The organism is Bradyrhizobium sp. Ken64 (assembly GCF_055807555.1).
In genome coordinates, this window is the sequence record NZ_JBVVPA010000007.1 from 210,402 (window position 1) to 232,079 (window position 21,678).

Here is a 21,678-nt window from a genome sequence, read left to right on the forward strand (position 1 = left end):
CGAGCGTCTCGAAGGATGGCCGCAAGCGACCGGCGCTCCAGAGGAAGGTGGAAGCCCGCCTGCCCCCAATCCCCCTCGGTTGCCGGAACTGCCTCCCCCCGCTACAACGGCCGTGAGAGGATTACACCATGTCCGACATGCGCTTGATTGTTGCTGGAGCCGGCGGCCGGATGGGCCGGGCGCTGACGCGGGCGATTGCCGAGACCAAAGGCGCGGTGCTGGCCGGCGCGCTGGAGGCGCCGGGCTCGGAGCTGCTCGGCAAAGATGCCGGCGTGCTCGCAGGCCTGCCGGCCAATGGCATCAAACTCTCCGGCGATCTCTGGGCATTGTCAAAGGACGCCGACGGCATTCTGGATTTCACCGTGCCCGCGGCGACCTTGGCCAACGTCGCGATCGCTGCCGAACGCGGCCTCGTGCACGTGGTCGGAACGACGGGCCTGTCGGGCTCCGACAACGCCGTGATCAAGAGCGTCACCAACCGCGCCGTCGTGGTGCAGTCCGGCAATATGAGCCTGGGTGTCAATCTGCTCGCCGCCGTGGTCAAGCGCGTCGCCAAGGCGCTCGACGAGAGCTTCGACATCGAGATCGTCGAAACCCATCACCGCATGAAGATCGACGCGCCCTCGGGTACGGCACTGATGCTGGGCCAGGCGGCAGCTAGCGGCCGCGGCATCGCGCTCGACGAGCATGCAGACCGCGGCCGCGACGGCATCACCGGCGCGCGCAAGCCCGGCGACATCGGCTTTGCGTCGTTGCGCGGCGGCACCGCGGCCGGCGATCACAGCGTGAGCTTCCTCGGCCCGTTCGAGCGCCTGACGCTGTCGCATCACGCGGAGGATCGCATGCTGTTCGCCCACGGCGCGCTGAAGGCCGCGCTCTGGGCGCATGGCAAGAAGCCGGGACACTACTCGATGGCCGACGTGCTCGGCCTGTCTGACATCTAAACCAAACGGAAAGCAGTCAATGAGCGAACGTCTTCTCGTGCTGGTGCGGCACGGCCAGAGCGAATGGAATCTGAAGAACCTGTTCACGGGCTGGAAGGATCCTGACCTCACCGAACTCGGGGTGAAGGAAGCCTCGGAAGCGGGCCGCAAGCTGAAGGCGCAGGGCCTCGTGTTCGACGTCGCCTACACCTCGGTGTTGACGCGCGCACAGCACACGCTCGATCTCATTCTCGGCGAGCTCGGCCAGAAGGGCCTGCCGACGGAAAAGAACCTCGCGTTGAACGAGCGCGACTATGGCGATCTCTCCGGCCTCAACAAGGACGACGCCCGCAAGAAATGGGGCGAGGACCAGGTGCTGATCTGGCGCCGCTCCTACGACGTGCCGCCGCCCGGTGGTGAAAGCCTGAAAGACACGCTCGCGCGAGCACTGCCGTATTACGTTCAGGAGATTTTGCCGGGCGTGCTCAACGGCAAGCGCACGCTCGTTGCTGCCCACGGCAACTCGCTGCGCGCGCTGATCATGGTGCTGGAAAAGCTCTCCCCCGAAGGCATTTTGAAGCGCGAGCTCGCGACGGGTGTACCGATCATCTACCGGCTCAATGCGGATTCGACGGTGGCCTCGAAGCTTGATCTGGCGGGCTAAAGACGTCCGCGCGCGACGGAGCCGGCCAAATAATCAGCGTCGTCCTGGCGAAAGCCAGGACCCATAACCACCGTCGTTGGTTTTGCGATGATTGGTGGTTGGCAGTCGGCGCCAAAACATCTCCCTGGGGTGATGGGTCCTGGCTTTCGCCAGGACGACCATTTGGAGACAGTTTTGCAAAAGACCTACTGCAGCCCCAGCTGCCCGGCCTCCCAGCCCAGCATCGCCTGCTTGCGGGTGATGCCCCAGTGATAGCCGGTGAGTGTGCCGCTCTTGCCGAGCGCGCGGTGGCAGGGCACGACAAAGGACACCGGGTTCTTGCCGACGGCGGCGCCGACGGCACGTGAGGCTTTCGGGCTGTTGATGTTACAGGCGATGTCCGAATAGGACACCGCGCGGCCCATCGGGATCTTCAGCAGCGTCTCCCACACCCGGACCTCAAAATCGGTGCCGATCATCACCACGCGCAGCGGCTGGTCAGGCCGCCACAGTTTTGTGTCGAAGATGCGCTGCGCCAGCGGTGCGGTACCTTCGTGATCCTCGACGTAAATTGCGTTCCGCCATCGCCGCGTCATGTCGGCAAGCGCCACCTGTTCCTCACCGGGATCGGCGAAAGCGAGGCCCGACAATCCGCGATCGGTCGCGATCACGATCGCGGTGCCGAACGGCGAGTGATGAAAGCCATAGCGCAAGATGAGCCCCGCGCCGCCGTTCTTCCATTCGCCCGGCGACATCGCCTCGTGGGTGACGAAGAGATCATGCAGCCGGCCCGGACCCGAAAGGCCCGAGTCGAGCGCCGCATCGAGGATGCTCGCGGAATCCCTGAGCAAGCCCTTGGCGTGATCGAGGGTGAGCGCCTGCATGAAAGCCTTCGGCGTGATCGAGGCCCAGCGGCGGAACAAATGGTGCAGCTCATCCGGGGTGACGCCGGCCGCATCCGCCATCGCCTCGATCGTCGGCTGGGCGCGCCACTTTTCCGAAATGAAGGCGATCGCCCGGCGCACGGAATCATAGTCGCGCATCGCGGCGTTCTGGGAGCCCGGCCCGGCCAAGCGCTGGTCATGTATCGCGAGTGTCATCATGACCACAAATGTAGGAGAGGGCAGGGTGCGAAACCACCCGATTTCCGATCCGCAATCAGGTGACCGGATTGTAGGTCGGACCGCGCCTGGCGGCATTCAATGCCTCAACCAAGCCTTTGTAGAAGCTGGATTTTTCGTCCGGTCCCAGAAAGCGGGCGATCTGGATCTGGTGACCTCGCGAGATCAGATAGAGGTGCTCGATGCCAAAATCCTCGTCGATTTCCATGTCGAGCCGGACCCAGAGCGGATTGAAGGTCCATTCGACGATTTGGCCGTGCTGGCTGACGCGCCGCACGCGCAATTCAGATGGCGTGACCACGATCTCCTCGCTGGCCCGCGCCGCGCGGAAATTGGCTTTGAAGGCCCACCAGATCACCAGCACATCGAGGCCGAAGAAGCCGAACACCGGCCACGCGCCCATCATCAGGAAGACGAGGCCGGTGACGAAGCTGACGGCGCTCAGGAACAGCATCACGGCGAGGAAGCCGGTGCGGTTCAGCGAGCGGTGCGGCGTCAGGCGCGCGGAAAAGATCTGAGGCTCGGCCTCGCTTCCAGATCGTTCGCGCTCAATTTCGTTGCCTGTGCTCATCGTCCCTCAGTATATCCCGATCATGGCGAAAATCACCCGCAAGCCGGCCCCGCGCAAGACGTCGGTGCCGAAGAAAAAGGCAAGGCCGGCTGCGGCCAAACCGAAGGGGCCCGCGAAGAAATCGCTTAAGGCCATGAAGCCCTGGACGCCGCCCGAAGTCCGCGAGGCCTTCAGCCGTTTCCGCAAGGCCAATCCGGAACCGAAAGGCGAGCTCGAGCACGTCAATCCGTTCACGCTGCTGGTTGCGGTGGTGCTGTCGGCGCAGGCGACCGACGCCGGCGTCAACAAGGCAACGCGCGCGCTGTTCGCGATCGCCGACACACCGCAGAAGATGCTCGACCTCGGCGAGGAGCGCCTGCGCGAATACATCAAGACCATCGGCCTCTACCGCACCAAGGCGAAAAACGTGATCGCGCTGTCGGCGAAGCTGCTCAGCGAGTTCGGCGGTGAGGTGCCGCGCACGCGCGCCGGGCTCGAGTCGTTGCCCGGCGCCGGTCGCAAGACCGCCAACGTCGTGCTCAACATGGCCTTCGGCGAGCACACCATGGCGGTCGACACGCATGTCTTCCGCGTCGGCAACCGGACCGGCCTCGCGCCCGGCAAGACGCCGCTGGAGGTCGAGCTCGGTCTCGAAAAGGTGATCCCGGCCGAGTTCATGCTGCATGCCCATCATTGGCTGATCCTGCATGGCCGCTATACTTGCCTCGCGCGCAAGCCGCGCTGCGAGGTTTGCCTGATCAACGATCTCTGCCGGTGGCCGGAGAAGACGGTCTGATGGCAATGTCCGTCATTCCGGGACGGTCCGTAGGACCGGACCCGGAATCTCGAGATTCCGGGTTCGATGCGGCGCATCGCCCCGGAATGACGAGGATGAGAGAGCGCGCTTTGGAGTGATGTCGTGAGTCCACAAGAGCAAGTTCCGTCATCGCCTCCCACCGCAGCGCCTGCTCCGCAACCCAAGCCCTCGCAGCGACCGGCGAGTTCGCTGTGGAGCCGGCTTGCGATTCCGCTGTTCGCGGTGATCGTCGCGCTCGGCTTCGTCGCGGTGGCAACGCAGCGCTTCGACGAATGGGTCGGCAATTCGGTGGTCCAGACCACCAACGACGCCTATGTGCGCGCCGAGCTGACGCGGCTTGCCAGTCGCGTCTCCGGCGAAGTGCTGACCGTCGGGGTTACCGATTTCCAGCGCGTCAAGGCCGGCGATCTCCTGATCCAGATCGACCCTGCCGACTATCAGGCGCAAGTCGCGCAGTCCGAAGCGGCGGTCGCCGCTGCACAAGCTGTGCTCGACAATCTGGCCAATCAGATCGAGCTGCAATATGCGACGATCGCGCAGGCGCAAGCTGCGCGGCTCTCGGCCGAAGCCGTGGAGGTCGAGGCGCGGCAGGAGCAGGAGCGCCAGCAATCGCTGTCGCAGACCGAATCCGGCACACGGCAGCGCTTCGAACAGGCGGTCGCAGGCTATGCCAAGGCGCAGGCCGATGTGCGCGCGAGCCGCGCCGTGATCGCGGCCCAGCAGCACCAACTCGAGGTGCTGCAAGGCACCAGGAAGCAGCGCGCCGCCGATCTCGAAGCGACCAAGGCGACACTGGCGAGTGCGAAGCTCAAGCTCGGCTACACCAAGATATCGGCGCCGTTCGACGGCGTCGTCGGCGAGCGGCAGGTCCAGCCCGGCGACTACGTCAACATCGGCACTAACCTCATCAACGTCGTGCCGTTGCCGAAGGTCTATGTGATCGCGAATTACAAGGAGACCCAGCTGACCCACGTCGCACCGGGCCAGCCGGTCGAGATCACCGTCGACAGTTTCCCGCGTGAGAAGCTGCGCGGGCGGGTCGAGCGCATTGCGCCCGCGACCGGCGCGCAGGTCGCGCTGCTGCCGCCGGACAACGCAACCGGTAACTTCACCAAAGTCGTGCAGCGCATTCCTGTGCGCATCCAGTTCGACGACAACCAGCCGCTGCTGGCGCGGCTGGTGCCGGGGATGTCGGTCGTCACCAGCATCGACACCAAGGCCGGCAATGGCGGAAAATGACGATTCCAGTCGCGGGCCGCTCTCGCGCGGCGGCGTCGCGCCGCAGCCGCTGTTTGCGGTGGCAGCGGTGCTGCTCGGCTCGTTCCTCGCCAATTTCGACAGCCGGCTGACCACAATAGGCCTGCCGGACCTGCGCGGCGCGTTCTCGCTCTCGTTCGACGAGGGCGCGTGGCTCTCCACCGCAGGCATCGGCTCACAGATCTTCATCGCACCCGCGGTGGCCTGGCTTGCCACCGTATTCGGCCTGCGCCGCGTTCTCGGCATCCCTAGCCTCGTCTATGCCGCGGTCTCGCTGATCATCCCGTTCGTGCACGACTATCCGACATTGCTCGCGCTCAGCGTCGTGCATGGCCTCTTGCTCGGCACCTTCGTGCCGGCGACGCTGATGATCGTGTTCCGCAATCTGCCGATCCGCTGGTGGCTCCCGGCGATCTCGATCTATTCGATTCGCGTCGGCTTCGCGCTGGATACCTCGAGCTCGCTGGTCGGCTTCTATGTCGACCATCTCGGCTGGCAATGGCTGTACTGGCAGAGCGTCGTGATCGCGCCCCTGATGGGCCTGATGGTCTATTGGGGCACGCCGAACGAGCCGGTGAATCGCGCTTTGCTCCGCGACGCCGATTGGGGCGGCATGCTGCTGCTCGGCGCCGGCGTCTCGATGATCTATGCCGGGCTCGACCAGGGCAACCGACTGGACTGGCTGGGGTCGGGGACGGTGATGGCGTTGATCACCGCCGGCGCGGTGCTGGTCGCGGGCTTCCTCGTCAACGAGTCCCTGGTGCGGCAGCCCTGGGCACATGTGAACGTCTTGTTCTCGCGCAATATCGGCCTAGGGTTGGTCTTGATCCTGCTCTACACGCTGACCAGCCTGTCCAACGCGTCGCTCGTGCCGAACTTCCTCGCCACCATCGCCCTGCTCAGGCCGGAGCAGAGCGGCCTCTTGCTGCTCATCTACGGCGCGTTGCCGATGTTCGTGCTGGTGCCGCTCTCGATCTGGCTGCTGCGGCATTTCGATACGCGGACGGTGGTGGTCGTGGGATTTGCCTGCTTCGCCGCCGCCAATCTCTGGGGCACGCAGCTCAGCCATGATTGGGCGCGCGAGGATTTCGCCGGCATCGTGCTGCTCCAGGCGATCGGGCAGTCGCTGACCTTGTTGCCGCTGATCATCACGCTGCTGTCCAATTCCGATCCGAGCCGTGCCACCTCGTTCGCCGCCTATATCCAGATCATGCGGCTCGGTGGTGCCGAGATCGGCGTGGCGTTGATGGGAACGTGGCTGCGCGTCCGCGAGCAGATCCATTCCTTCTATCTCGGCCAGAATCTCGGCGTCGGTGACGTCGACGTGGTCCGCATGCTGAAACAGCTCGCCGACCATTTTGCGGCCCATGGTGCGGGCTCGGCCCAGGCCCGCGCGGTCGGTACGCTCGCGGGCTTGGTCCAGCGCGAGGCCAATGTGCTCGCCTATATCGACGGCTTCTGGCTGTGCTTCTGGGTCGCAATGGCCGCGCTCGGCGTCGTCGCGCTGGTCACCCGTGCCCCGCCTGGCCCGTTCACGCCGGCGCCGTTCGGCTTCGCCAGGTCGCTGTTGCGGAAGTGCGGGATGAAGGTCGCCTGAATGCGATGATGGTTGTTCTTCCGATCGCGCGACGGGGTTGTCACCTCTCCCGCTTGCGGGAGAGGTCGGCACGAAGTGCCGGGTTCTCTCATCTGGGGGATTGCCCCATTGCGGAGACACCGTCTCCCCGACCCTCTCCCGCAAGCGGGAGAGGGAGCGTCCGTCACCGCATCTGCCGCGCCGGCTCGATCAGCTCGGGCCGCGGGCCTGAGAGCCGCTTGTGCATGTGGACCATGAAGGCCATGGCGAAGATCGGCGTCGCCAGATTGACGATCGGGATCGAGACGAAGGCTGCGATGAACAGGCCCGCGGTGAAGATGGTCGCGGCATTGTCGCGCCGCATCGCCTTGGCTTCCTCCGGCGAGCGAAACCGCATCGCCGCGAGCTCGAAATATTCGCGGCCGAGCAGCCAGGCCGTGGCGAGGAAGAAGACCAGGAAACCGGCGCCGGCGAAAAGCACCAGCGGCAACGCGACCAGATAAACCAGGATCGTCAGCAGCGCGGTCTTGACGCCCTCGTAGATCGCCTGGCTGAACGGCAGCGCGACGCCTGGCCGCTCGGCCGGATAGTGCTCGCGCTCGACGATGTCGGCGACGTCGTCGACGAACAGGCTCGCGACGAGCGAGGTGATCGCCGGCATCAGGAACACAGCCCCGAACACGACGCCGAGTCCCGCGGCGATCGAAATGATCCAGGACAATACCTCGAGCGATGAGTGCCAGCCCGGACCGAGCAGGCCCTCCAGCCAGGCCTCACCATAGGTCGCAAACCAGCTCAGGAGCCGCTGCAAGCCGATCGCCAGCACGATGATCAGCACCAGGGCGACGCCGATCGACCGCCACAGGATCGAGCGCATCGGCGGCGAGATCATTTGCGACAGCGCCTTGACGGCGGCATCCAGCATGGGAGTTCCTCTCACGAAATCACCCGCGAGAGGTAGACACCCCGGGCCACTTCGGCAAGGGAGATCGGCGGCACCGCTCATGGCCGGATTGACCGCTCGCATCAACGAAGCCACGATGAATTCGGCAAGACTGTTGCTTCACCAACCCGCTAGACAACAAGCGGAACCAGCCGGGCAAAGGAACAGGCTCATATGGCGATGGAAGAATCGGCGGCCGGATTGCCGCTTGCAGGCGTGCGCGTCGTCGAGATGACCCACATGGTCATGGGCCCGACCTGCGGCATGATCCTGGCACAACTCGGAGCCGACGTGATCAAGGTCGAGCCGCCCGCGGGCGACAAGACCCGGAGCCTGGGGGGCATGGGCACGGCCTTCTTCCCGTTGTTCAACCGCGGCAAGCGCAGCGTCGTGCTGGATTTCGAGAAGCCTGAGGATCGCGAGATCATGCACCGGCTGCTGGCGACGGCCGACGTGTTCCTGGAGAATTTTCGCGACGGCCAACTCGCGAAGCAGGGGCTCGGCGCCGACGAATTGCGCCGCCGGCATCCGAATCTGATCATCGCCGGCCACAAGGGTTTCCTCTCCGGTCCCTACGAGCACCGCCCCGCGCTCGACGAGGTCGTGCAGATGATGGCGGGCCTTGCTGCCATGACCGGCACCAGCGAAAAGCCCCAGCGTGTCGGCTCGTCCGCCAACGACATCATGGGCGGCATGTTCGGCGTGATCGCGATCCTCGCGGCGCTGTATCAGAAGCGCGGAGGAAAACGTGACGGCGCCGATATCCGCATCGGCCTGTTCGAGAACTGCCTGTTCCTGGTCGCCCAGCACATGGTCGAATACGAGATGACCGGCAACAAGCCGCGCTCGATGCCGGAGCGCGAGCATGCCTGGCCGATCTATGACATCTTCGAGACCGCCGGCGGCGAGCGAATCTTCATCGGCGTCGTCACCGAAGGCCATTGGCAGAGCTTTTGCCGCGAGTTCGGCCTGGCTGAATTCCTCGATGATCCCGCCTTGCGCACCACGACCGATCGCATCCTGGCGCGAGGCCGGATCATTCCGCGCGCAGCCGACATCATCAGGCAATGGGACGTGGCAAAACTGTCGCAGAGGCTCGATGCACTCAACATCTGCTTCTCGCCGATCAACCGGCCCGAGGATCTCTTCGCCGATCCGCATGTGCTGCGCCCGGGCGGGCTCGTCAACAATGTCACCGCCGACGGCAAGCCGTTCCGGGTGCCGGCGCTGCCGATCGAATGGAACGGCAGCCATATCGGCGAAGGCCTCAGGGTCGCGCCGCTCGGGGCCGACACCGCGGCCGTTCGCGCCGAGATCGACAATGAAAATGAAGACGTGACGTCAAAAACAACAGGGAGGCGCGCATGAGCCGGATCCAGGAGATTTACCCCGCGGAGCGCGTCAGCCTGCGCGAAGTCGGCCTGCGCGACGGGCTCCAGCTCGTGAAGAAAATTCCGTCGACCGACGCCAAGCAACGCTGGGTGCGCGAGGAATATGCCGCCGGCGTGCGGCATTTCGAGGTCGGCTCGTTCCTGCCGGCAAAGACCTTTCCGCAATTCGTCGATGTTCGCGACGTTGTTGCGACCGTCGCTTCATTGCCCGGCGCGCATGGCATCGCGCTTGCGCTCAACGAACGCGGCGTGAACGAGGCGCTGGAATCCGGCGTCGGCGAAATCGCCTCGGTGGTCTCGGCAACGGAAGAGCACAGCCAGGCCAATGCGCACCGCTCGCGCGAATCCGCGATCGCCAATCTGAAACGCCTGTGCGAACTGCGCGATGCCACCAGCCACAAGCCGCTCGTCAACGCGGCGATCTCGATGGCGCTGGGCTGCTCGATCACCGGGGCGGTTGACCCTGCAGAAGTGCTGCGGCTGGTCGACAAATGCCTCGAGGCTGGCGTCGATTTCGTCGGCATCGCCGACACCGTCGGCTATGCCGGGCCAAAGCAGGTGGCGGATCTGACGCGCGCCGCGGTGAAGCTCGCAGGGTCAAAGCCCATTTGCATCCATCTCCACGACACCCGCGGCATGGGCATCGCGAACGCGGCCTCAGCGCTCGACGAAGGCGCGCGGATCCTCGACGGCTCGCTCGGCGGCCTCGGTGGCTGCCCCTTCGCGCCCGGTGCGACCGGCAATGTCGTGTTCGAGGATCTCGTCTTCCTGTGCGAGAGCAAGGGCTTTGCGACCGGCATCGATTTGGAGAAGCTGATCACGGTGCGCAGGATCCTGCGCGAGGAGATGCCGAACGAAACGCTGTATGGCGGCATCGCGCGGGCCGGGTTGCCGGGCGGGAGCGCAGCGAAGGCGGCGTAGGAGCCGCGGGCGCGCTGCTCTTCCCTTCTCCCCTTGCGGGAGAAGGTGGCGCGAAGCGCCGGATGAGGGGTTTGCCTCCGCGCACTCAGAACGCGAGATTCTTCTGCGCGGAGAGATACCCCTCACCCGTCTCGCCGCTTCGCGGCGATCCACCCTCTCCCGCAAGGGGGAGAGGGAAACGCACCGTCTATGCGGCGAATCTACTCATGCCGGTGCCCGTGCTTGCGCGCCTTCGCCTGCTTGCTGTCCCCCGTCGGAATCATCACCACACGCCCATAGCGCACGCCACGTTCGGCGATGATATGATCAGCGAAATGCCTGACCTCGCCGGCATCGCCGCGCAGCGCCGTCATCTCCATGCAATTGCTATCGTCGAGATGGACATGCAGCGTCGCCAGCGCGAGGTCGTGGTGGCCATGGAATTCCTGCACCAGGCGTTTTGAGAGATCGCGGGCGGCATGGTCGTAGACATAGACGAGGCCGGCGACGCAGGGCCCGGTCTGCGCGGTGTCCTCGCTGCTCTGCTGCAAGCCGGCACGTGCGAGGTCGCGAATGATCTCGGAGCGGTTCTGATAGCCGCGCGCTTCCGCCGCCGCGTCGATCTCCGCCAAGAGATCATCCTCGATGGTTATCGTGATTCGCTGCATCAAGTCCTCTCCGTGCGTACCGCTTGGTGCGTAGTCGGTAGCCCGGATGGAGCGAAGCGCAATCCGGGACAGTTTCGATGCGTGGACAGACCCCGGATTGCGCTTCGCTTCATCCGGGCTACGCGTATCTTACCGCGTTTCGTGAACGGTGCGAGAGAGAAGGCGCTCGCTCACAGCCGCGTTGCCCGCAGCCGCAGCGCATTCCCGACCACGCTGACCGAGGACAGCGCCATCGCGGCGGCTCCGATGATCGGCGACAGCAGCACGCCGAAGGTCGGATAGAGGATGCCGGCCGCGATCGGAATCCCTGCGGCGTTGTAGATGAAGGCGAAGAACAGGTTCTGCCGGATGTTGCTCATCGTCGCTTGCGACAGTTTTCGCGCACGCACGATGCCGGTGAGATCGCCCTTCAGCAGGGTGACGCCGGCGCTCTCCATCGCCACGTCCGTGCCGGTGCCCATGGCGATGCCGACTTCGGCCGCGGCCAGCGCCGGCGCGTCGTTGACGCCGTCGCCGGCCATGGCGACACTGCGGCCGGCCTTCTGCAACTTTGTCACCACCGCGCTCTTCTGATCCGGCATTACTTCGGCCTCGACATCGGCGATGCCGAGCCTGCGCGCGACAGCCTCCGCCGTAGTGCGGTTGTCGCCGGTCAGCATAATGACCTTGATGCCTTCGGCTGCCAGTGCCTTCAGGGCCTCCGGCGTGGAAGCCTTGACCGGATCGGCGATCGCGAACAGGCCGGCAAGCCGGCCGTCGACCGCCATGTTGATCACGGTCGCGCCATCGCCGCGCAGTCGTTCGGCCTCGTCATCGAGCGATTTGGTGTCGATGCCGATCGACATCAGATATTTGGCATTGCCGAGCACGATGGTTTTGCCGTCGACCTTGCCGGTCGCGCCCTTGCCGGTCGGCGAATCGAATTGTTCGACCTGGCCCAGCGCGAGCTGCTTCTCCTTCGCCGCGCGCATGATCGCGTCGGCCAGAGGATGCTCGCTGGCGCGCTCGACGCTGGCGGCCATGCGGAGGATATCGTCTTCCGCAAAGCCGGCTGCGGGCACGATCGCGACCACCTTCGGCTTGCCCTCGGTCAGGGTGCCGGTCTTGTCGACCACCAGCGTGTCGATCTTCTCCATTCGCTCGAGCGCCTCGGCGTTCTTGATCAGCACGCCTGCCTGCGCGCCGCGGCCGACGCCGACCATGATCGACATCGGAGTCGCGAGTCCCAGCGCACAGGGGCAGGCGATGATCAGTACGCTGACGGCGGCGACGAGGCCGAAGGCCAGCCGCGGCTCCGGCCCGAACCAGGCCCAGGCCGCGAACGCGGTGATGGCAACGGCAATCACCGTCGGCACGAACCAGCCCGCGACCTGGTCGGCGAGGCGCTGGATTGGCGCTCGCGAGCGCTGCGCGTCGGCCACCATCTGCACGATCTGCGACAGCAGCGTCTCCCGCCCGACCTTGTCGGCGCGCATGATGAAGCTGCCGGATTGGTTGAGCGTGCCGGCGATCACCTTCGCGCCCGTCTCCTTGCTCACCGGCATGGATTCGCCCGTGACCAGCGACTCGTCGAGCGAGGAACGGCCTTCCAGAATGACGCCGTCGACCGGCACTTTTTCGCCCGGACGGACGCGCAAGCGGTCACCGGCATGAAGTGCGTCGATCTCGACCTCGTGCTCGCCGCCATCGCCATCGATGCGCCGTGCGGTCTTGGGGGCGAGCTGCAGCAGCGCCTTGATCGCACCCGACGTCGCATCGCGGGCGCGCAGCTCCAGCACCTGCCCGAGCAGCACCAGCACGGTGATGACGGCCGCTGCCTCGAAATAGACCGCGACCGCGCCTTCATGCCCGCGGAATGTGGCCGGGAAGATCTGCGGCGCGATGGTGCCGATCAGGCTGTAGACATAGGCAACGCCCGTACCCATCGCGATCAGCGTGAACATGTTGAGGTTGCGCGTCAGCAGCGACTGCCAGCCGCGAACGAAGAACGGCCAGCCGGCCCACAGCACCACGGGCGTGGCGAAGACGAGCTGGATCCAGTTCGATAGCGTCGCATCGATCCAGTTGTGCGGGCCCGCGAGATGGCCGCCCATCTCCAGCACCACGGCCGGCAAAGCCAGCGCGCCGCCGATCCAGAACCGCCGCGTCATGTCGGCAAGCTCAGGATTGGGCCCGGTCTCCAGGCTCGCCACTTCCGGCTCGAGCGCCATGCCGCAGATCGGGCAGGTGCCGGGTCCGGCCTGGCGGATCTGCGGATGCATCGGGCAGGTGTAGATCGTGCCTGCGGGCATCTCGGGCTCGGGCGTGCTTTGCTTGGCGAGATATTTGGCGGGATCCTCGGCGAATTTGGTGCGGCAGCCGGCCGAGCAGAAATGGAAGGTCGCCCCGTGATGGTCGAAGCGGTGTTTTGAGGTCGCGGGATCGACCGTCATGCCACAGACGGGATCGAGGACCTTTGTCGCGGCGGCGCTGTGATCATGGGCGTGATTGCCGCAGCAGGAGGAGGCCGCGGGCTTGGCGACCGGCGGAGCCTTGCTTGCGCAGCCACATCCGGAATGTGATTCCGCGTTGTGATCGTGCTCGTGTTCGGCGTCGTTCATTGCGATGCTCCGGCCCTTGCAACGTATACCCTAGGGGGGTATATAGGCCGCATGCGCAAGGACATCAAGGCATCTGTCGGAAAACGTCTCGGCCGGATCGAGGGGCAGGTTCGCGGCCTCTCGAAAATGGTCGAGGAGGACCGCTATTGCATCGACATCGTCACGCAGATCTCGGCGGTGCGCGCCGCGCTGCGCCGGGTCGAGGAAGAGGTTCTGAAAGATCACGTCGCCCATTGCGTCGAGCATGCGATCGCGAGCGGCGACAAGGCGGACCAGCGCGAGAAGATCGCGGAGCTGATGGCGGTGATTGGGCGGGCAGAGCGGTAGGGTCGTACTCACTCGCCATTGTGAGGGGCCAACGATATCCACCAATGTCGTCCTGGCGAAAGCCAGGACCCATACCGCGGAGCTTATCGATCGCGCGCGGTAGCTGTACCGAACGGCCGGTCCTCGCCAAATGTCTTCCTGGGATAATGGGTCCTGGCTTTCGCCAGGACGACGGCGGAGTTACGCCGCCATCCCCAGCGCGTGTCCCTGCGCGCGGTACTTTGCGAGATCGTTCAGCAGCACAAAATGCTCGGAGAAGGCAACGCTCATCTCCGCAGCCGCCTCACGCATCACTTCTTCAGCCGAAACCGGCGCCTCTTCGTCAGTCGCTTCAGGAACGAGCGGCGGCGCACGGAACGTTTCTGGAAACACACCGAAGGTGCCGGCTACCTCCTCGAGCGGCTTCTGCTTGTCGGCCCAGTGCAAGGCGGTGTAGTCGAAGCCGTGCACGATGGTGGGTTTGACGACTTCAAAATAGGGAGAGATGTCGAAGTCGCGGGGCATGTAGAGCGAGGAGTCGCGGATGTGCAGGATCTCGCGGCGGGCGGCGCGGCTGCCGGCCTTGGTGATCTTGGGCAGGATCGGGTAACGCACGGCGTCGAACGCTTGCGCGATCAGCGCCGAGCAGATGATCTTGGTGGGATCGCCCGAGCCGATCGATATCATGCGGCGCCGCCAGCGCTGCGGGATCGGCAGCGGAAACAGAAAGCGCATCAGGTCGACGATGTTCTTGGTGTCGTAGCCGAAGCCGATGCGGTTGATCGCATAGCGGCAGACCGTGGTGCGGTCCTCATAGGACAGCCCGACCGGACGGCAGACGCGGGTGTGATAGGGGAAATATTTCGACAGCGGCGCGGAGGTGACGCCTTCGCCGATATTGGCCTCGATCAGCACGTGCGGCTCGCCATCGGGCTCTTCCGCGCCTTCGATGGGGCCGACATAGAGTGCGCCGTGGGACCAGGTCGACTGCGTCAGATATTTGATGATGCCCGAGATGCGGTTGTTGCCCTCGACCAGCAGCACGTCGCCGGGCTCGATGACGCCGCGCAGATGCTCGGGGTCGCTCGGCGTGAACGGCTCATAGCCCGGCACCTCCTTCGAGAGGTACGCGGCAATCAGCTTGCCGACCGAATCCAGGACCGTCCCCATTTCAAAACTCCCCCACGGCCTTTTCCGGCCGTCTTTTTCTCTTCTCTACCATGGTCGGAACGTGTTGCAATTCGGTTCATCGATCTGTGACATCAAGCACGATTGATTCACTATGATGGTTGCCGCGCAACATCAGATACGGCAAGGTTCGCTAGCTGTTCCCGTTTGCTGCAAGTCTCCGGAAACCATGCCATGACAATCACGCGCCGCAGCTTCCTATCGGCGTCGGCGGGCCTTGCCGCGATGCCGGTCCTGCGCGCAACCGCCGCGCCCCTGCCGCGCGAGGCTGACATCGTCGTGATCGGCGCGGGCGCGGCCGGAATTGCCGCGGCGCGGCGCATCATGGCGGCCAATCGCAGGGTCGTGGTGGTGGAAGCGGCGTCGCAGATCGGCGGGCGCTGCATCACGGATACGACCACCTTCGACACACCGTTCGATCGCGGTGCGCGCTGGATGCACAATCCCGACACCAATCCGATGATCCGGCTGGCGCGCAGTGCCGGGCTCGACGTTCTGCCGGCGCCATCAGGCCAGAAGATGCGCATCGGCCGCCGCAACGCGCGGGCCGGCGAGACCGAGGAATTCCTGGCGGCGCTGGTGCGCGCCAACCGCGCCATCGACGAGGCAGCGCGCGGCAAGCTCGATACCGCCTGCGCCTCGGTGCTGCCGAAGGATCTCGGCGATTGGGCCGGCGCGGCCGAGTTCATCCTGGGCGCGAGCTTCGCCGGCAAGGACCTGAAGGAGCTGTCTGCGATCGACAAGGCGCGGGCACAGGATCGCAACGCCGCGATCGCCTGCCGCCAGGGCCTGGGGACCCTGATCACCAAACTCGGTGAGCAGGCGCCGGTCGCGCTGTCGACGCCGGCGAGCCGGATCGTCTGGAGCAATCGCGACGTCAGCGTCGAGACACAGGCCGGCAAGATCGCCGCGCGCGCCGCCATCATCACGGTCTCGACCAATGTGCTGATTTCGGGCGCGATCAAGTTTGGGCCTGACATTCCAAAGCGCACGCTCGATGCCGCCTCGAAGCTCACGCTCGGAAGCTACGATCACATCGTGCTGCAACTGCCGGGCAATCCGCTCGGCCTGTCGCGCGACGATATCCTGATCGAGCAGAGCAACTCGACGCGCACGGCGCTGATGTTCGCCAATATCGGGGGATCCTCGCTGTGCTCGATCGATGTCGGCGGCTCGTTCGGCCGCGATCTGTCCGGGCAAGGCGAGAAGGCGATGACGGCCTTCGCCAGAGAATGGATCACGAAGCTGTTCGGCAGCGAAGTGGCCGCCGCCGTGCAGAAAGCCAGCGCGACGCGCTGGAACGCCTCGCCGTTCGTGATGGGTGCGATGTCGGCGGCCTCGCCGGGCGGTCAGCTCTCGCGAAGAATCCTCGCCGAGCCGATCGGCAACATGTTCCTCGCCGGCGAAGCCACGCACGAGACGCTGTGGGGCACCGTCGACGGCGCCTGGGAAAGCGGCGAGCGCGCCGCGGACGCGGCCTTGCGCAAGATCGGCGCGCTCAAGGACGAGCCGGCCGATGTGCCGACGCAGTCGACGAAGAAGCGGCGGGCGCCGCGGCAGCAGAGGAACTAATTCAGTCGTCGTCCTGGCTTTCGCCAGGACGACTGTGGATGGCTTAGCGCAACACCCCATCCAGTGCCGGCAGTCCGGCGATCACCGCTATCGCGATCAGCCCGTAACAGATGGCGCGAAACACTTTCTCGCTGGCACGGCCGAACAGCGACGCGCCGAAGGCGACGCCGATCGCATAGACCGGTCCGACGATCAGCGAGAGCACGAGTGATTCGCGCGAGATCAGTCCTGTGGTCGCATAGCTGACCATCGAGAAGAAATCCGACGCGCCAAAAAACAGCAAGATGTTGGCGCGCGCAACGATCGGGGCGATGGGGCGACCGAGCCAGTAACCGACGATCGGCGGCCCACCGGTCTGTGCGAGGCCGCTACAGAAGCCGGAGAGGCTGCCGATGCCGACCGAGAGCCAGGCGTGGTCCTTGCCGCGATAGCGCCAGCCCGACAGCAGCAGAAGCAACAGCGCGGCGACGAAGCAGGAGATGATCCATCGCGTCGTGACGGGTTCGAGCACGCTGAGGAAATAGGTGCCGACGGGCACGCCGACCAGCGCGCCCAGCACGATCACGGCGGTGGCCTTGCGGTCGGCCTTGCGCCAGGCGTCAGGCAGCAGCGGCGCGGCCGCGACGAAATCGATCACGAGGAGCAGCGCGGCAACTAGACGCGGCGCCGCGATGCTGCTCGCCAGCGGCATGAAGATCAGCGCCGAGCCGAAGCCCGAGAAGCCGCGCGCGGTGCCCGAAACGAAAGCGACGGCGCAGAGCGCCATCGCAATGGTGAGGCTGACGTCCTTTGGAAGAAAGTCAGTGAGATTCATGCTCTATTATTTCTCGAGCATGATCATGCTCTCAAAGTGCCGCCGGTCTTCTTCGTCACCTCCGCCACGATTTTCGCGGCGACGGCCTCGATCTCCTGGTCGGTGAGGGTCTTTTCGCGCGGCTGGATCGTCACCGCGATCGCGATCGACTTCTTGCCGTCCTCGATGCCCTTGCCTTCGTAGACGTCGAACACGTTCACGGCGGTGATCAGCTTCTTGTCGACGCTCTGGGCCGCGCGCACGATGTCGCCGCCCTTCACGGTGCGGTCGACAATGAAGGCGAAGTCACGCGAGACGGGCTGGAAGGCCGACAGCTCGATCACGGGCTTGGCACGGGTCGGCTTCTTCTTCGCCTCGGGGATGCGGTCGAGGATCACCTCGAACACCATCAGCGGGCCGCCGGCACCGAGCGCCTCGAGCGCGCGCGGATGCATTTCGCCGAAATAACCCAGCACGTTTTGCGGCCCGATCTGGATCGTACCGGAGCGCCCGGGATGCAGCCAGGATGGGCCGCCCGCGACGATCTGAAGGGCCTGCATCGGTGCGCTGGCAGCGGCGAGCACCGCGAGCGCATCGGCCTTGGCGTCGAACAAGTCAGCCTGCGCCGAACCCGACCAGTGCCGTCCGAGGCCTTGCGACGACGCAAAGCCGCGGCGGACGCCGCTTGCCGCCACGAATTGATCCTGCGGGCGATCGCCCTTGAACACCTGCCCGACCTCGAACAGTGCGACATCGCCAAAGCCGCGGTCGGCATTGGCCTGCGCCGCCGCGATCAGGCCGGCCAACAGGGTCGGGCGCATATCGGACAAATCCGCCGCGATCGGGTTGGCGACCTCGAGTTCGCGCTGGCCGCCGCCGAACAGCTTTGCGGCAGACTTGGTGATGAAGGACCAGGTCACCGCTTCGATGATGCCGCGGCTCGCCAGCGCGCGCCTGGCGCGGCGGGTGCGGAGCTGGAGCGGGGTCAGCACGGATTTGCGTGCGTCCTCGCCGCGCTCGAACGGCGTCATCGGCACCTTGTCGACGCCGTGGATGCGGACGACTTCCTCGACGATGTCGGCCTTGCCGTGCACGTCGGACCGCCACGACGGCACCGCGACCTTCACGACGGGCCCCGGGCCCGCCATCATGAAGCCGAGATGGCTCAGGATGCGCTTCATCTCCGGCATCGGCACTTCGATGCCCGAGAGCCGCTTGACCTCGGTGACCGGGAAATCGATCACGCGGTCGTCGCCGAAGCTCTTGCCGACCACGACGTTCTCGGACGGCGTGCCGCCGCACATCTCCAGCACGAGTTTCGTCGCGAGCTCCAGTCCCGGCACCATGAAGGCCGGATCGACACCGCGCTCGAAACGATAACGCGCGTCCGAATTGATGCCGAGCTTGCGGCCGGTCTGGGCGATGTTGATCTCGTTCCAAAGCGCCGATTCGATCAGCACGTCCGTGGTGGTCTCGTCGCAGCCCGAGGCCTCTCCGCCCATGATGCCGGCGAGCGATTCGACGCCGTGCTCGTCCGCGATCACGCAAATCGCGGGATCGAGATTGTAGGTGCGGCCGTCGAGCGCGAGCAGCGTCTCGCCGTCACGGGCGCGGCGCACCACGAGATTGCCCTTCACTTTCTTCGCGTCGAACACGTGCAGCGGCCGCGCGCGGTCGTAGGTCATGAAGTTGGTGATATCGACCAGCGCGTTGATCGGACGCAGGCCGATCGCGGTCAGCCGCTTCTGCAGCCATTCCGGCGACGGGCCGTTCTTCACGCCGCGCACGAGGCGTAGCGCGAAGCCGGGGCACAGCGCGGCGTCCTCGACCGTGACCTTCACCGGGCACGGGAGTTCGCCCTTGATCGGCTTGATGGTGGGGTCCTTGAACTTGCCCATGTCGGCGGCGGCAAGATCGCGCGCGATGCCGTGCACGCCGGTGCAGTCCTGCCGGTTCGGCGTCAGATTGATCTCGACCACGGGATCGCCGAGGCCGGCCCATGCGGCGTAAGGAGCGCCGATCGGCGCATCGGCGGGCAATTCCATGATGCCGTCATGGTCGTTGGAAATCTGCAATTCAGCCGCCGAGCACAGCATGCCGCGGCTCTCGACACCCCGGATGGTGCCGATACCGAGCGTGATGTCCTTGCCGGGAATGTAGGTGCCGGGCGGCGAAAACACGCTGACGAGCCCCGTCCGCGCATTGGGCGCGCCGCACACCACCTGCACGGGCGCGCCACCGTCGCCGGTGTCGACCATGCAGACGCGCAGCCGATCCGCATTCGGATGCTGCTCGGCTGATATCACCTTGGCGATGGTGAACGGCTTCAGCGCCTTCGCCTTGTCCTCGATGTTCTCGACCTCGAGCCCGATCATGGTGAGCTTCTCGGCCAGCTTGTCCAGCGGCTCGTCGGTGTCGAGATGTTCCTTCAGCCAGGAGAGAGTGAATTTCATGGCTGCTTTTTCTCCACGACGACGGTCTGCTCCCTCTCCCGCTTGCGGGGGAGGGCTGGGGTGGGGGTTCTCTCCGCAACGGCAGCAGCGATTGTTTCGAGAACGCCGACACGATTGGTCATGATGTCGAGGTTGCTGAAACGGAGCACCATGAAGCCTTCCGCCTCGATCACGGCAGAGCGCCGTGCATCGGCGCGCTCGCCTTCATCAGAAAAGTGCTGGCCGCCATCGAGCTCGATGACGAGCTTGGCCGCGTGGCAGATGAAGTCGGCGATGTAACTATCGATCGGTACTTGGCGGCGAAAACCCGCGCCGTTCAATCGGCCGGCGCGCAGCTCCGACCAGAGGATGCGCTCCGCATCGGTCGAATTGCGTCTGAGCGCGCGCGCATTGGCTCGTATCTTGGCCGGTACTTTCCAGTCCGGATGTTCAGGATCGACCATTGGCAACCCCATCGAGGAGACACCCTCACCCCAACCCTCCCCCGCACGCGGGGGAGGGAGCCCGACCTCTCGCGTGGAGCGAGAATACGTATCCATGAGATGGACGCCCCGCACGCGCTCCATCCATTCCCTCCCCCGCTTGCGGGGGAGGGGCAGGGAGAGGGTTCTCTCCGCGAAGGGAACGCAGAGAGTCTTCGGAAGGTCATGTCCGAGCAAGCCCATCACGAGCTCAGCCCTCCCGCCAGCGTCGGCACTTCCAGCGGCTTGAAGCCGTAATGGGATAGCCAGCGGACGTCGCTGTCGAACAGCTGGCGCAAATCGGCGATGCCGTATTTCAGCATGGCGATGCGGTCGATGCCCATGCCCCAAGCGAAGCCCTGGTACTCGTCGGGATCGATGCCGCAGGCGCGCAGCACGTTTGGATGCACCATGCCGCAGCCGAGAATCTCGAGCCAGTCCTCGCCCTCGCCGAAGCGGATCTCGCCCTTGTCGCGGCGGCACTGGATGTCGACTTCCAGCGACGGCTCGGTGAACGGGAAGAACGAGGGCCGGAAGCGCATGTTGATGTGGTCGACCTCGAAGAACGCCTTGCAGAACTCGTGCAGGATCCATTTGAGGTGGCCGAGATGCGAGTGCTTGTCGATGACGAGGCCTTCGACCTGGTGGAATTGCGGCGTGTGGGTCGCGTCCGAATCGATGCGATAGGTGCGGCCCGGGCAGATCACGCGGATCGGCGGCTTCTCACTCAGCATGGTGCGCACCTGCACCGGTGAGGTGTGGGTGCGCAACAGCATGCGGGAGCCGTCCTCCTTCGGATGGAAGAAGAAGGTGTCGTGCATCTCGCGCGCGGGATGGCCTTCCGGAAAATTCAGCTTGGTGAAGTTGTAGTCGTCGGTCTCGATATCGGGGCCTTCGGCGACCGAGAATCCCATGTCGGCAAAGATCGTGGTCAGCTCGTCCCAGACCTGACTCAGCGGATGGATGCGGCCGGCCTCAGCCGGCGTATCGCGCAGCGGCAGGGTGACGTCGATGGTTTCCGACGCAAGCCGCGCGTCGAGCGCCGCCGATTTCAAGACGTCGCGCCGCGCGGCGAGTGCCTCGGTGACCTTGTCCTTGGCCTGGTTGATCGCAGCGCCTTGGGTCTTGCGCTCGTCCGGCGACATCTTGCCGAGCGTGGAAAGAAGTGCCGAGATCGACCCCTTCTTGCCGAGCGCAGCGACCCGCACCGCTTCGAGGGCGGCCTCGTCGCCGGCGGCGGCGATCTGGTCGAGGATGGATGTTTCGAGCATTGCGAGGTCGGACACGGTCAAATCCCTGCTGCCAAATTCGGCTGGGTTGTCGCCGCCCGAAGGCCGTAACGTCAAGCGAAAAGCCGGTCATTCGGGCTGACGAGCGGCTGGGTTGAACCTCGCGCGGGGGCCTGGCACCAAGGGGATTCAAGGAGGCTTTCGCGATGCTCTCGAGATCCTGTCTGGCTGCTCTCGCGGTCGTTCTCTTGGTCGCGAGTACCTCAGCGCGCGCCATGGTCTGCATG

19 protein-coding genes are annotated in these 21,678 nt (G+C 65.2%); 9 read left to right on the plus strand and 10 right to left on the minus strand.

Translation table 11 applies throughout. The features are described from left to right. Positions 1 to 128: 128 nt before the first annotated feature. On the plus strand, positions 129 to 944 hold the full coding sequence (dapB, locus tag AC0L2F_RS15150; RefSeq protein WP_007604007.1) for a 4-hydroxy-tetrahydrodipicolinate reductase: 816 nt from the start codon (positions 129 to 131) through the stop codon (positions 942 to 944). A gap of 19 nt (positions 945 to 963) precedes the next feature. After that, a complete protein-coding gene (locus tag AC0L2F_RS15155; protein ID WP_473248889.1) occupies positions 964 to 1,587 on the plus strand; it encodes a 2,3-bisphosphoglycerate-dependent phosphoglycerate mutase in 624 nt (207 codons plus the stop codon). A 185-nt stretch (positions 1,588 to 1,772) separates the two neighbouring features. On the opposite strand, the gene AC0L2F_RS15160 is transcribed toward AC0L2F_RS15155, so the two are convergent. Next, complete coding sequence (locus AC0L2F_RS15160) at positions 1,773 to 2,669, minus strand: methylated-DNA--[protein]-cysteine S-methyltransferase (RefSeq protein WP_473248890.1); 897 nt, start codon at positions 2,667 to 2,669, stop codon at positions 1,773 to 1,775. Between the two features lie 55 nt (positions 2,670 to 2,724). Beyond that, complete coding sequence (locus tag AC0L2F_RS15165) at positions 2,725 to 3,258, minus strand: DUF2244 domain-containing protein (RefSeq protein WP_007604003.1); 534 nt, start codon at positions 3,256 to 3,258, stop codon at positions 2,725 to 2,727. A gap of 22 nt (positions 3,259 to 3,280) precedes the next feature. On the opposite strand from AC0L2F_RS15165, the gene nth reads away from it, so the two are divergent. The 3 genes from nth (at position 3,281) to AC0L2F_RS15180 (ending at position 6,908) form a co-directional block, all read left to right on the plus strand. After that, complete coding sequence (nth, locus tag AC0L2F_RS15170) at positions 3,281 to 4,033, plus strand: endonuclease III (protein WP_473248891.1); 753 nt, start codon at positions 3,281 to 3,283, stop codon at positions 4,031 to 4,033. Between the two features lie 123 nt (positions 4,034 to 4,156). After that, entirely contained in the window at positions 4,157 to 5,293 is a 1,137-nt protein-coding gene (locus AC0L2F_RS15175) for an HlyD family secretion protein (RefSeq protein WP_473248892.1), read from the plus strand. Beyond that, positions 5,280 to 6,908, plus strand: coding sequence for an MFS transporter (locus AC0L2F_RS15180; protein WP_473248893.1), 1,629 nt, complete (start codon positions 5,280 to 5,282; stop codon positions 6,906 to 6,908). The genes AC0L2F_RS15175 and AC0L2F_RS15180 overlap by 14 nt, the downstream gene beginning before the upstream one ends. 163 nt (positions 6,909 to 7,071) lie before the next feature. On the opposite strand, the gene AC0L2F_RS15185 is transcribed toward AC0L2F_RS15180, so the two are convergent. Then, positions 7,072 to 7,812 (minus strand): sulfate transporter family protein, encoded by a 741-nt coding sequence (locus AC0L2F_RS15185; RefSeq protein WP_211395058.1) that lies wholly within the window; start codon positions 7,810 to 7,812, stop codon positions 7,072 to 7,074. A gap of 192 nt (positions 7,813 to 8,004) precedes the next feature. On the opposite strand from AC0L2F_RS15185, the gene AC0L2F_RS15190 reads away from it, so the two are divergent. Beyond that, on the plus strand, positions 8,005 to 9,198 hold the full coding sequence (locus AC0L2F_RS15190) for a CaiB/BaiF CoA transferase family protein (protein WP_473248894.1): 1,194 nt from the start codon (positions 8,005 to 8,007) through the stop codon (positions 9,196 to 9,198). Then, positions 9,195 to 10,142, plus strand: a complete 948-nt coding sequence (locus tag AC0L2F_RS15195) for a hydroxymethylglutaryl-CoA lyase (RefSeq protein ID WP_473248895.1) — start codon at positions 9,195 to 9,197, stop codon at positions 10,140 to 10,142. The genes AC0L2F_RS15190 and AC0L2F_RS15195 overlap by 4 nt, the downstream gene beginning before the upstream one ends. 200 nt (positions 10,143 to 10,342) lie before the next feature. Here the strand turns inward: AC0L2F_RS15195 and nikR are convergent, their stop codons facing one another. Together nikR and AC0L2F_RS15205 are read right to left on the minus strand one after the other, a co-directional pair. Beyond that, entirely contained in the window at positions 10,343 to 10,789 is a 447-nt protein-coding gene (gene nikR, locus AC0L2F_RS15200; protein ID WP_473248896.1) for a nickel-responsive transcriptional regulator NikR, read from the minus strand. 170 nt (positions 10,790 to 10,959) lie between these two features. Next, positions 10,960 to 13,389: a heavy metal translocating P-type ATPase gene (locus AC0L2F_RS15205; protein WP_473248897.1), complete on the minus strand. Its 2,430-nt coding sequence runs from the start codon at positions 13,387 to 13,389 to the stop codon at positions 10,960 to 10,962. Positions 13,390 to 13,440: 51 nt separating this feature from the next. On the opposite strand from AC0L2F_RS15205, the gene AC0L2F_RS15210 reads away from it, so the two are divergent. After that, complete coding sequence (locus AC0L2F_RS15210) at positions 13,441 to 13,716, plus strand: metal-sensitive transcriptional regulator (RefSeq protein ID WP_007598521.1); 276 nt, start codon at positions 13,441 to 13,443, stop codon at positions 13,714 to 13,716. A 180-nt stretch (positions 13,717 to 13,896) separates the two neighbouring features. On the opposite strand, the gene AC0L2F_RS15215 is transcribed toward AC0L2F_RS15210, so the two are convergent. Beyond that, positions 13,897 to 14,865, minus strand: a complete 969-nt coding sequence (locus AC0L2F_RS15215; RefSeq protein WP_007603987.1) for a YiiX/YebB-like N1pC/P60 family cysteine hydrolase — start codon at positions 14,863 to 14,865, stop codon at positions 13,897 to 13,899. 192 nt (positions 14,866 to 15,057) lie between these two features. On the opposite strand from AC0L2F_RS15215, the gene AC0L2F_RS15220 reads away from it, so the two are divergent. Further along, positions 15,058 to 16,455, plus strand: a complete 1,398-nt coding sequence (locus AC0L2F_RS15220; protein ID WP_063996522.1) for a flavin monoamine oxidase family protein — start codon at positions 15,058 to 15,060, stop codon at positions 16,453 to 16,455. A gap of 43 nt (positions 16,456 to 16,498) precedes the next feature. Here the strand turns inward: AC0L2F_RS15220 and AC0L2F_RS15225 are convergent, their stop codons facing one another. The 4 genes from AC0L2F_RS15225 to pheS all read right to left on the minus strand — a co-directional run bounded on the left by AC0L2F_RS15225 (position 16,499) and on the right by pheS (position 21,448). Continuing rightward, complete coding sequence (locus AC0L2F_RS15225; protein ID WP_473248898.1) at positions 16,499 to 17,269, minus strand: sulfite exporter TauE/SafE family protein; 771 nt, start codon at positions 17,267 to 17,269, stop codon at positions 16,499 to 16,501. Between the two features lie 23 nt (positions 17,270 to 17,292). Next, a complete protein-coding gene (pheT, locus tag AC0L2F_RS15230) occupies positions 17,293 to 19,701 on the minus strand; it encodes a phenylalanine--tRNA ligase subunit beta (protein WP_473248899.1) in 2,409 nt (802 codons plus the stop codon). Next, the gene (locus AC0L2F_RS15235) at positions 19,698 to 20,144 is read right to left on the minus strand and encodes an endonuclease domain-containing protein (protein WP_473248900.1); all 447 of its coding nucleotides are present in this window, start codon (positions 20,142 to 20,144) and stop codon (positions 19,698 to 19,700) included. The genes pheT and AC0L2F_RS15235 overlap by 4 nt, the downstream gene beginning before the upstream one ends. Before the next feature lie 221 nt (positions 20,145 to 20,365). Beyond that, complete coding sequence (pheS, locus tag AC0L2F_RS15240; protein WP_473248901.1) at positions 20,366 to 21,448, minus strand: phenylalanine--tRNA ligase subunit alpha; 1,083 nt, start codon at positions 21,446 to 21,448, stop codon at positions 20,366 to 20,368. Positions 21,449 to 21,678: the final 230 nt, after the last annotated feature.